Genomic DNA, 11,819 nt, shown 5'->3' on the forward strand with positions numbered 1-11,819 from the left:
TTCCTGAATTTGCTACACTCGCATTATTGACACTTGGATTTTGAATGGTAGCACTAAATGCGTTAGGCCCTGTCCATGCATATGAAACTCCTCCTGATGCATTCAGATTCAACGTATTTCCTGCACATTGAGGTGAATTACTACTGGCTGTTGGAGTTGGTAGTGGATTTACAAATACTTGCGTTGTAGCTGTTGCCGAACAACCTGTAGCAGAATTTGAAGCTGTAACAGTATAAACAGTTGTCGTAGCAGGACTTACAGATACTGCCGCACCACTTAATGCTCCGGGATTCCACAAATAACTATTAGCAGCACATGTAGCCATAATCTGTCCTCTAATTTCTCCACCAGGGTATGTAGAATTATGGATATTTAGATAAATGTTACCAGCCAATAAGTTGGCTGCTTGTGCCGATGGAAACGCCACGCTATTAATGTAGTTTCCAGAGATTGAGGTAGGGGAACCTAAGGCCATCAAATCAACAATTACAGCCCCATTTGTATTTGCAGGTGCATTATGCAAGTGAGCTCCTGTAATTATCCCTGATAAATTTGCATAACTCACATTTAGCGATATTTGATTCGTGACAGTATTGAAAGTTCCTAACAAACTGCCGCTCGCGGTAGAGTTATTTGACGGAAATTCTTGGGTACCTGTTAAATTTGCAGACAGAGTATATAAATTACAAGTAGCTGCAAGAGAAGCATTTGATCCGATACAAATTGCTTGATTTGCACTGGCTGCCACAATCGGTTCTGCATTGATAGTCAATCCACTAACAGCAATACTTGCAGGACTTGTACAGCCATTGACTGTACAAGTGGCTGTAACCGAATAAGTTCCAACAGCCGAGAGTGTAAGACTTGTGCCTGTAGCTCCGCCAATTGACCATGTAATTGTCCCTATACAATCACTTGCAGATAAAATAATTGTGGAAGGCTGGCAGACCACAGGGTCTGTAATAAGTTTTAAACTTGGAGCGGGTGGTGTCTGTTTTATTTCTAATGATAATATCGTACTAGGATCTGAGATACAACCATTGACAATACAAGTGGCTGAAATAGCGTAAGTTCCAACTGTTGAAAGAGTAAGACTTGTCCCACTCGCTGCTCCTTCCGACCAAACGACTGTTCCTTCACACCCAGTTGCTGTGAGTATAAGGGTATTGGGTGAGCAAGCAACCACCTGATTTGCTTCAATAGTTGGTGGGGCCGGTTTTTCTTTAATTTCCAAATCAAGGGTTGTGCTAGAAAGAGATTCACACCCATTAAATACACATTTTGCCGATATAGAGTAAGTTCCTACGGTGTTTACTCTCAAACTTGTTCCAGTTGAATTGTCAGACCATAAAACTGTGCCAACTGTACAAGTTGCACTTAAATCTAACGACGTTGGCGAACACACAACTACATTTGGTGGTGGAGTGACGGTCGGAGCTGTTAATTCAGGATTGACAGTTATATCAACTTGTACGAGTGGGCTCTTACAGGTTGTTTCACATCTAACCCAAAAACTATAAATTACCGGATTTGAAGTAGTATTTGTTAGAATAGCGGTCGTTAGCTCATCTCCATCCCTTCCCGTGCCATCTGCCGATGAATTATTGTACCAAAACACTGTTCCTGAACTACATGAGGCTCTTAAGGTAGTTCGGGAACTACTACAGATATTTATGGCTGTTGTAGTAGACGGCGAATTTGGAAGCCCAACTACAGATACAGAAACATTTACAAAATCGCTAAAGCATCCATTATTTTCGCACCTGACTGAATAACTCGTATTTTCGGTAAGTTGTGGTGTTGCATAGGGAGAAACTGTGGAAAGCAATGCTGTAGTTTCTGAACCATACCAAGCCACATTGCCACTCGTACAAGAAGCGGTCAAAGTAGCGGATGAGCCAGTACAAATTGATCGATTAGATACTCCGGTTGGAGCTTCTAATTGAACTGGCGTAACTTCATCAGTAGAGACTCTGTTACTCTCACAAATAAAATCCATGCACGCAGCATAATAGGTTGTATTGGCACTTGGACTATGAGAGAAAGGTGAGCCTGTGCCAATTGCAACTCCGCCCGTTGCGTCAGTATACCATGTAACTGTACCTGTTGTGCAGGTAGCAGTTAAACTGACATTTGCACCCGGACATACAAGCGTTTTATCCACCGACACCGCCGTTGGAATGTAAGTATTTGATGGCGGGCAGAAGTTTATCGTGGCTACAACTGGGTCATGGTCGGAAATACGCAGAGCTGAATTTGGATTATTCCTCTCAATTTCAGGAAAATCAGCATTAATACGTCCATGTTCAACTTTTGCTACGAAACTATTCAAATTTGCTGAAACAATTACATGATCTAAGGTCTGAGCCGAACCATCAAATGTATAAGAATATGGCGAATCCGTAATAGTTGGACTCACAAAATTAGGATTGACAAGATCAACACCATCACCAGGCACGGCAGTTTGATTGTCGGGGCTTGGTGTTCCTTTTATCACGCCAATCATATCTACCAAGCCATCATTAAACTCAAAGGCATTGAAATCTCCAACCAAAACTATCTTTTCATCCGGATTTGATGTTTGAATAGATTGAATAAGATTGGCTAAATTTTCAGCCTGTTTTTGACGTTTTGCTCTGACTCTGGCACCCGAGGTTGCCCATCCGTTTGAACCTGGAGTTTCAGAATCGACACCATTTAATGAACGTAAATGATTTACTATGACTGTTATTGGGAAAGTTTTACCTGAAGTATGATTGATTACCGCTTTCAATCGTAATGGAGGTCGATCATTTAGGATTTCGGTAGATGCATCAGGATTGATAAATAATGTAGTACCTGATTCTTGCACTACTTCTGTTACTGAAACCGTACCTCCTCCTTTTACTAAAAAACCAACATCAATACCTCCAACATCATTTCCTTCAATTAAATAAGCAGAATACTGCGGATCTGGCTGTGAATTGGCGATGGCATCATTGCTTATTTTTGTTGCTAGTGTTTGTAAGACAGATAATTTTTCCATTTCAACAACGGCCAATATATCAGGAAACTTCAATATATTTCTGATTGCTAATGAGGCTTTATTGAGTCTATTATTAAATGCTGTGTTTGTAAGTATTACATCAGAAGTACCTGGGTCGTCGATCGTATCATAAAATCTTTGTAAATTAAATGTCCCTACAGTAAACTGATTTGATTCTTTCGTGCTTACCCCAGTTGGTTGAGCCGGGCCTGAAGCAGTAAACGGTGAGGCGGCATCGGGAAGAATAGTATAGTATCTAAATGAATAGTCTAATGGGCCAATTAAATTAGTCAAAACAGTACCTGTCGATACATCTAGAGCGATTGATCCAGGTTGACTATCACTATCCACCCTTATCAATTCAGGGTTTCCATCATATCGTGGAATCGGAGGAATACTACCCCCGCTAGGGGCCGGATTGGGATCAAGAATCCCTGCCTCTCGAAATGGACGAGCATTTCCGGTCACTACTCCATAAAAAACTCCATTACTTAATGAAGTTGCATTACTTTCACTAACAGAACCCTGTGTTGGAGCCACAACTGTCATAGAAGATACCGAGACTCTCATTCCTTCATATCTTTCAAGCTGGTCATACGCACCTGATGGACTTGGAAATGAGGTTGTCAATGAAATGGAACTTGGCAATGAATTTCCAGCTGACAATTGTATAACTGTTGGAGATGTTATTTCGGTAATTGGTGGAGAAAGTGGATCTTGAGACGGAATAAATTCTGTGACTGTTCCCGTTACTTGAACCAAATTACCAATTGTAGCGGCTACTGGCGGTGCAGAACTCGTAAAAACTAAAATCCCCTCCGAAGTCGCTGGGTCGGCATCTACACTTGCATCTGGTTCCTGAATGAAAAAACCATTTGACTTCACACCCGTTACAATTCCTCTCGTAGTAATGGAGGATCCGACTATTGGAGATGAATTGCCTGGTCCTTGAATATCATGAATAGGTGTAATAGCTACATCATCATTATTGATTGTTCCTTGTCCTTGTCCATCTCCAACTGTTGCTCCTACAACATTCGTTATGTTTACAAAAAAGGTCTCATTGGTTTCCGGTGTCAGATCTCCATTAATTACAGTTGTAAAACTATAAGTCGAACTATTTTCTGGAATTATTTGACCAGTTAATGTTTTTGATATATAATCATTATTGGCTGTTGTTGCTGTATTATCAGCAGTACTTATATCAAATGAGACACCACCAGCTCGGGCTGGTGAAGAAAGACTTACAGTAAATGTAAAATTTGTTGTTCCTGAATTACCCTCTGTTTGAGAAATATCATTGATAGAAAGAACAGGAGTTGTGGAGGGAATCGAGACAACCAAATTGTCAATTCCTAAACTTGCATCATTACCTGCTTCATTCGCATCAACCCACCTGAATACAATTTCTTGACCATTCAACAAATTAATTGATGATATAGTATTTGAAATAGCTACTTGGTTTGCGGCTAAATTACCATCAACCGCACCATTAGTAGTAACAGGTGCAGAACCCGTAAAGTCTAAAGCAGTTACTGGTGTCCATGTACCAGCACTTAATGAACCAGTAAAACCACCAGTAGAAAAAATTTGGTAACTAAAAACTAATTTGTTTTGAGCCGAAGTGGAAGTCCGCCAAATCTCACCAACATATTCTAATCTTAGATTTGTAATAGTGTTGCCAGTGGCATTTGTTAATCTCAGGCCAATTGCAGGAATGGTTGTAGCAGAAGCAAGTGAACCGAATGCTCTTTCAGAGTTTCCAGTTGCTCCCAAACTATGAATTCCACCAGCATTTGAAGATCCATCATTTGCATTTAGAGTTAGTGCAGTTGTTCCTGTTCCACTAATTCTTTCAGCATACCAACCTGTTAGAGTTGTGTTATTTGTCCAAGCGTTTGTTGTTCCCGAACTAGGAAGGCCGTTAAAATTTTGAGAATAGGATCCTGTAAAATTTGCTTGTCCAAAGCTGGTAGAGATGCCTAAAGTCATTATCAGCACTGCTGCAAAGTGTATTTTTTTTCGAAAAAAAACAATTACATTTTCAAAGTGGGATCTTGAAGAAGTTGATAAAAATAAAGAATCTAAATCAAAGAATGTTATAGTGTTAAAATAATGTGTAAATGTTTTTTTCATAGCAAAAATGATTAGAATTTTAGTAGGATCCAAAGTGAAACAATATGTATAAAGTTAGAAAAAAAACACTTAGATTTTTATTTGATAAGAATATTTTTTTGTTAATTAATTTTATAAAGACTTTTTCTTTTGTTAAACTTAAATCTAGCCAAGCAACTTAAATTTGGCTTATGATTCTTGATATTTTCAATTTTAGTTATTCAAATCAAGTTGTGACAGTACTTAGCTTTAGAATGTTTGTAGTGAATGTTTTAATACATCTTAAAAATGTATGTAACAATGTCAAAAAGTTAAGCAGCCGTTGCTTAGTATGATGCATTTATATTCGTCAAAAAAAACAAAAATATTGAGCAGATTTGTCACTATCAGTTGAACTTCGGTTATTCTAAAATTTATCTTCTCTTCCTAAAATCAAAACATTAGAATATTTTATTCTGCTTTCTCATTAGTGAGTGTTAAAAATATTTGTCAAAAAAGCTAAACTGCACGGAGTTTATTTTGTTTTTGTTATTTTCTGTAATTTATCGTTCTGATAGACATTTTCTCTAAAATATACCACTCTTGTAGATTAAATATACTGCCTTCTAAAAATATTCAATAAAATTTCTCTGATTTTCTAACAATTTGTTTCAACAATTAATTTATATTTTTAGTATATTTGCATGCTCATCCAAACAAACCATTCATGCAGTTTTACACCCCAAAGCATGAATCAATTCAAAAATAAACTCCCCTTCAGGGGCAGGGGGTTTTTCACCGATGAAAGTAAACCTAATTACGCAAGAATCCTTTGAAAGTCGTCACCACGGCAAGAGTGAAATCGAACTCCAATCAATGTTACAGAAAATTGGTGTTGATTCGCTCGAAACACTCATCAACGAAACCGTTCCTGCTGGAATTCGTTTAAAAAATCCACTCAATTTGCCAGAAGCAAAGTCGGAAGTAGATTTTTTAACCCATTTCAAGGCATTGGCTCAAAAAAACAAAGTTTATAAATCATTTATTGGTACGGGCTATTACGATACCGTTGTGCCAAATGTGATTTTGAGAAATATACTCGAAAACCCAGCGTGGTACACGGCCTACACGCCTTACCAAGCAGAAATCGCACAAGGACGTTTAGAAATGCTTTTGAATTTCCAAACGATGGTGATTGAGTTAACAGGAATGGAAATTGCCAACGCTTCTTTACTTGACGAAGGTACTGCTGCTGCCGAGGCCATGACGATGCTTCACAGTGTGCGTCCTGCTGCCAAGAAAAATGCTCAAACCTTCTTCGTTTCTGAACTTTGCCACCCACAAACCATTGATTTGGTCATTGGTCGTGCTAAACCTTTGGGAATTAATGTTGTGGTGGGTAATCATGCCACTTACGATTTAACCAACGAAGATTTATACGGAATTTTATTGCAATACCCAGCCACCAACGGCGAGGTATATGATTATACTGATTTGATTGCTGCGGCTCATGAATTGAATGTATTTACTGCCGTAGCTGCCGATTTATTGTCATTAACGCTCCTCACACCTCCAGGTGAAATGGGTGCTGATGTAGTGGTTGGTTCGGCTCAACGTTTGGGTGTACCGATGGGTTATGGTGGACCTCATGCAGCTTTCTTTGCTACAAAAGATAGCTTCAAACGCCAAATTCCAGGTCGTATCATTGGGGTTTCGGTTGATGCCCAAGGCAATCGTGCTTTGCGTATGGCTTTACAAACGCGTGAGCAACATATCCGTCGTGAGAAAGCAACTTCAAATATCTGTACTGCCCAAGTTTTATTATCGGTGATGGCTTCAGCTTACGGTGTATATCACGGACCAAAAGGTTTGACAAATATTGCGGCTAAAATCAATGGTTTGACTAAACTTTTTGCAGAATCGGTTGAAGGACTCGACTATCAAGTATTGAATAAAAATTATTTCGATACCGTAACTATTCATACCGAAGATAACAGCAAAATCAAGGAAATTGCCGAGAAACATGAAGTAAATCTTCGTTATTATGCCAATGGCAATGTGGGAGTTTCTTTCGATGAAAGAAAAACTATCAAAGACGTTGAGCAACTTCTAAATATTTTTGCCGAAGCGGGTGGGAAAAGCACAAACATCAACTTAAAATCTGAGGTTGAAATTGGTTTTAGCGTAGGTCTAAACCGTACTTCCGATTTCATGACTCACCCTGTGTTTAGTAGCTACCACACCGAACACGAAATGTTGCGTTACCTAAAATCTTTAGAAAACAAAGATTTATCGTTGGTTCACTCGATGATTTCGTTGGGAAGTTGCACGATGAAACTAAACGCTACGGCCGAGATGATTCCTGTAACTTGGCCAGAATTCGGTCAAATACATCCATTTGCTCCAAAAGACCAAACCGAAGGTTACCAAGAATTATTCAAAAATCTCAACGAATGGTTGTGTGAAGTAACGGGCTTCGCTCAAATGTCGTTGCAACCAAATTCGGGAGCTCAAGGCGAATACGCTGGTTTGATGGTGATTCGTGCTTATCACGAAAGCCGTGGCGACTCGCACCGTAATATTGCCTTGATTCCATCGTCGGCTCATGGTACAAATCCAGCATCGGCCGTAATGGCAGGAATGCAAGTGGTGGTGAGTAAATGTGATGAAAAAGGAAACATCGACATGGCTGATTTGAAAGCAAAAGCTGAGCAGTATTCAGCAAACTTGGCATGTTTGATGGTAACTTATCCATCGACACACGGTGTTTTTGAAGAATCTATCAAAGAAATTTGTGCTTTGATTCACGAACACGGCGGACAAGTTTATATGGATGGTGCAAACATGAACGCCCAAGTTGGTTTGACTTCGCCAGCCACTATCGGAGCGGATGTTTGTCACCTCAACTTACACAAAACATTCTGTATTCCTCACGGTGGTGGTGGTCCAGGCATGGGGCCAATCGGTGTAGCACAACATTTAGCTGAGTTTTTACCAACGAATGTAATCGTTGACATGGGTGGAAAATCAGGTATTCACGGAATCTCGGCTGCTCCTTATGGAAGTGCAAGTATCCTGACTATCTCTTACGCTTATATTGCCATGATGGGCGGTGAAGGCTTAACAAATGCCACTAAAAATGCGATTTTGAATGCTAACTATATTAAATCTCGTTTGGAAGGCGAATACCAAATTCTTTACACAGCCGATAGCGGACGTTGTGCCCACGAAATGATTGTTGATTTACGTCAGTTCAAAACTTCAGCAGGTGTTGAAGCTGAAGACGTAGCGAAACGCTTGATGGATTATAATTTCCATGCTCCTACACTATCTTTCCCAGTAGCAGGTACAATCATGATTGAGCCAACTGAATCAGAATCGAAAGCTGAACTCGACCGTTTCTGCGATGCACTTTTGAGTATTCGCGAAGAAATTCGTGAGATTGAAGAAGGAAAAGCAGATAAAGCAAATAATGTTCTGAAGCATGCTCCACATACAGCTCCTGTGGTATTGGTAGAAGAATGGACAAGACCGTATTCGAGAGAAAAAGCTGCCTATCCGCTACCTTACGTGAAGGCCAATAAATTCTGGGCAACAGTTAGTCGTATTGACTCAGCTTACGGAGATAGAAATTTGGTTTGTGCATGTGAGCCTATCGAGGCTTATGCTGAGAATTGATAGATAAATCTTACATAAAAAAGCTATGCTTCGGACTTCACTGAAGCATAGCTTTTTTTATGTGTAAGAATTAAATTTTGGTGAATCTTACTTTAAAGGTTTTAGAAGATATTCCAAACCATTAACTTTTATTTCGTACATCGTGGCGAGTAACATCCCGAGTTTTCCCTCGGGAAATCCTTTGTTTTGGTACCAAATTAGATAATATTCAGGCAAATCACAGATTAATCGACCTTTATATTTGCCATAAGGCATTTGTATTTTTACTAAATCTTGAAGGATTTGGGAGTTCATGGTGTGCTGACTTAATAAGCGAAATCACTTCTATTATCAATAAAAGCTACTATTTCAATATGATTATTGTTGATTCTGTAAATCAGTGAATTATGTTTATTGATGACGCACTTATGATAGTTTTTGACAACTTTTGAAGGAGGACAAAGTTGGTCGAAATATTGCAGACTGTTGATTAGGTTTTTTACTTTTTCATCAAGATTAATGGCAATTTCAGAAGGATAATTATCCAATAAATATTTTAAAAGGTCAGCATAAGTGTCTTTTGCTAATGCAGACCAATAAACCTCTTTTGCTTGATTCATTTTTGCTGCAACAATTTGTCAATCTCAATACGTACTTCATCATTAGAAAATTTCAAGCCATTATCTAATTGTTGTGTACCAATTTCAACCTTATTTTTTTGCTCTATTGTCAGTGAATGCCACCAATCATCTTTATTTTTTAGTTCGGTAAAATACTCTTTTACACGAAATAATACCTCTTCATCATTAGTATTAGTTACCAAAGTATGAAGTTCATTTTTTAGTTCAAGTGTATTGAGTTCCATACAAATAATGTTTTCTATTGCTAATTTAGAAATCTTATTATTCAATAACAACTTTATTTTATCAATTCTTTTTAGCAAAGAACCAAAGCCTCAAAAAGACATTCGAGTGTTTTTAGGGCATCAGTAGAATACCCTGGATGAGTTTTTGAGGTCTGCACAATCGTACTACGGGTTGCGGTAAGCCAGCGAAAACGTGATGCAATTGGTAACATTCCTATTGGGCCACCATCTTTTCCACCGATGCAAATCTTTTCCCAAGTTTGTAAGTATTTTTCTAAATCTTCAAAGTCGAGTTCTGCACCGAAAACACTGAGGCGTTGTTTGTCGAGAATGTATTTTGCCTGTAAAAAACCTTGTTTTTTGCAATAGAGAATAATGCCAACGTTCAGAAATTCTTCCCGCTCAACTTTTGGCACAACCCTAATCACGGCATACTCATATAGTTGATTTTCTTGCATTTTCTATCTCTTTTATTACAGAATCTATCATTTTTACTCGTGTTTCGATAAACTGAGCATAAACTTGACGGCGTTCTTCGGGTGAGTCAAGTACCGAGTAATCGCTCAACCATTCATCAGGAATCAAGTTTACTACATCGTTGATGAGTTTGGGCGTGAGTGTTGCACAAAATTCTTCAACAACAGCTTCAATCTCAGTGGCTTGTGCCAAAAGAACATGGTCTTTGATAGCCAAAAATGCTCTTTTCGATTGCTCTTCCCAGTTTTCCCAAGAATGATGGAAATATAGTGATGCACCGTGGTCAATCAACCATAATTCTTTGTGCCACATCAACATATTTGTGTTGCGTGGCGTGCGGTCAACGTTAGTCAGAATGTAGTCGAGCAATACAATTTTTGAGGCAATTTTGGGTTCAATCGTTTTGACGATTGGGTCGTAGGTAATTGAGCCAGAAAGATAATGTACGCCCAAATTTAGTCCAACGCTTGCTTGTAGTAAATCTTGGATTTCTTCGTCTGGTTCGGTTTTACTGAACGAATCATCAAGTGTAGCAAAGACAATTTCGGGCATTTTCAAACCCAACGCACGAGCTAGTTCGCCACCAATTAATTCGGCAATCAGTGCTTTTACGCCTTGTCCTGCCCCACGAAATTTGAGTACATACAAAAAGCCATCATCAGCCTCGACGATGGCAGGCAATGAACCACCTTCTCGCAAAGGCGTTACGTAGCGAGTAATATTTACGGTTCGGAGGTTTTGCATGGAAGTTTTGGTCTATCTTACAAAATAAACCCTTTTAATTTTATTATTTTCAATCTGATAAATGGCGACGGCTTCAAAAGGCTTACCTGCACCCGTGATGTATTCTTTATCAATAACGGTATTGCCTTGAATGATGCGGTTTTTTATCTCACAATGAAGATTCGGTGTTTTTTGGAAGTAAGTATCATAAGATTTTCGCATTTCATCTTTACCCTTACTTCGTAAAGTATTCGGAAATGTGTAAATCTCGACGTCATCGGCATAAGGTTCTAAAAAAGCCTCAATGTCTCTTGCGTTATAACCAATTAACTGTTTTTGGGCTAAAGTTTCGGGCGTAATTTCTTGACTTTGGGCAAATGCTATATTTGCGAACAATAATAGAAATAAGGATAGTTTTTTCATTTTATTTGATGTTTAATCTTTCCCAAAAATACTATTCCAAATGACATTATAAACATCAGTTGCCAAAATTTCATCAGAAGTAGTTTGATTACTAATCAAAACAGGATAGTACTCTTTGCCAATATCAAGCGTTCCGTGCGAGCCTTTGATGAGCGTAGCATCGAGCGGAATTACATCCATTCGGTATCTGAAACCGAGTAGTTTACGAGCTAACTTATACGCTGCTCGTAGTTTAATGAACGGATTCTTAGGATTCATAAACATCTCTACTGGGTCGTAGCCTGGTTTGTTATGAATATCAACACTACGAGCAAAATCAGGAGCAACTTTATCATCCAACCAATAATAGTACGTAAACCAGCTATCGGCTTTTGCCATTAAAACTAAATCTCCTGCACGTTCGTGGTTGATTTTATGCTCACGTTTCTCTGCTTCGTCCATTATCAAAGCAATTCCTTCTACCTTAGATAAAATAGACTTGATTCGCTCTTTTTGACTTAAATCATTGATATAAATATGGGCAATTTGGTGGTCGGCGGCGGCAAAAGCTTTTGA

At 38.8% G+C, this 11,819-nt stretch carries 8 protein-coding genes and 1 pseudogene; 1 reads left to right on the top strand and 8 read right to left on the bottom strand.

Going from position 1 to position 11,819, the window contains the following annotated elements:
- The coding region (locus ACOVO2_RS16050; protein ID WP_421770954.1) for a CHRD domain-containing protein at positions 1 to 5,017 on the bottom strand (5,017 nt) is incomplete at its 3' end.
- A 903-nt stretch (positions 5,018 to 5,920) separates the two neighbouring features.
- Between ACOVO2_RS16050 and gcvP the strand changes: the two genes are divergently transcribed.
- Entirely contained in the window at positions 5,921 to 8,797 is a 2,877-nt protein-coding gene (gene gcvP, locus ACOVO2_RS16055; RefSeq protein ID WP_421770955.1) for an aminomethyl-transferring glycine dehydrogenase, read from the top strand.
- Between the two features lie 87 nt (positions 8,798 to 8,884).
- Here gcvP and ACOVO2_RS16060 read toward each other — a convergent pair whose 3' ends face one another.
- From ACOVO2_RS16060 to ACOVO2_RS16090, 7 genes and pseudogenes are all read right to left on the bottom strand, one after another.
- The gene (locus ACOVO2_RS16060) at positions 8,885 to 9,091 is read right to left on the bottom strand and encodes a DUF3820 family protein (RefSeq protein WP_421770956.1); all 207 of its coding nucleotides are present in this window, start codon (positions 9,089 to 9,091) and stop codon (positions 8,885 to 8,887) included.
- Between the two features lie 11 nt (positions 9,092 to 9,102).
- Positions 9,103 to 9,396: a type II toxin-antitoxin system RelE/ParE family toxin gene (locus ACOVO2_RS16065; protein WP_421770957.1), complete on the bottom strand. Its 294-nt coding sequence runs from the start codon at positions 9,394 to 9,396 to the stop codon at positions 9,103 to 9,105.
- Entirely contained in the window at positions 9,393 to 9,641 is a 249-nt protein-coding gene (locus tag ACOVO2_RS16070) for a hypothetical protein (protein WP_421770958.1), read from the bottom strand. The genes ACOVO2_RS16065 and ACOVO2_RS16070 overlap by 4 nt, the downstream gene beginning before the upstream one ends.
- Before the next feature lie 71 nt (positions 9,642 to 9,712).
- Complete coding sequence (locus tag ACOVO2_RS16075; protein WP_421770959.1) at positions 9,713 to 10,099, bottom strand: DUF3037 domain-containing protein; 387 nt, start codon at positions 10,097 to 10,099, stop codon at positions 9,713 to 9,715.
- On the bottom strand, positions 10,077 to 10,862 hold the full coding sequence (locus ACOVO2_RS16080) for a HipA family kinase (protein WP_421770960.1): 786 nt from the start codon (positions 10,860 to 10,862) through the stop codon (positions 10,077 to 10,079). The genes ACOVO2_RS16075 and ACOVO2_RS16080 overlap by 23 nt, the downstream gene beginning before the upstream one ends.
- 12 nt (positions 10,863 to 10,874) lie before the next feature.
- Positions 10,875 to 11,264, bottom strand: a complete 390-nt coding sequence (locus tag ACOVO2_RS16085; protein WP_421770961.1) for a nuclear transport factor 2 family protein — start codon at positions 11,262 to 11,264, stop codon at positions 10,875 to 10,877.
- 12 nt (positions 11,265 to 11,276) lie between these two features.
- Positions 11,277 to 11,819 (bottom strand): annotated as a pseudogene (locus tag ACOVO2_RS16090) (alkaline phosphatase family protein); the annotation flags it as partial.

This window comes from Emticicia sp. (assembly GCF_049241225.1).
Lineage (GTDB): Bacteria > Bacteroidota > Bacteroidia > Cytophagales > Spirosomataceae > Emticicia.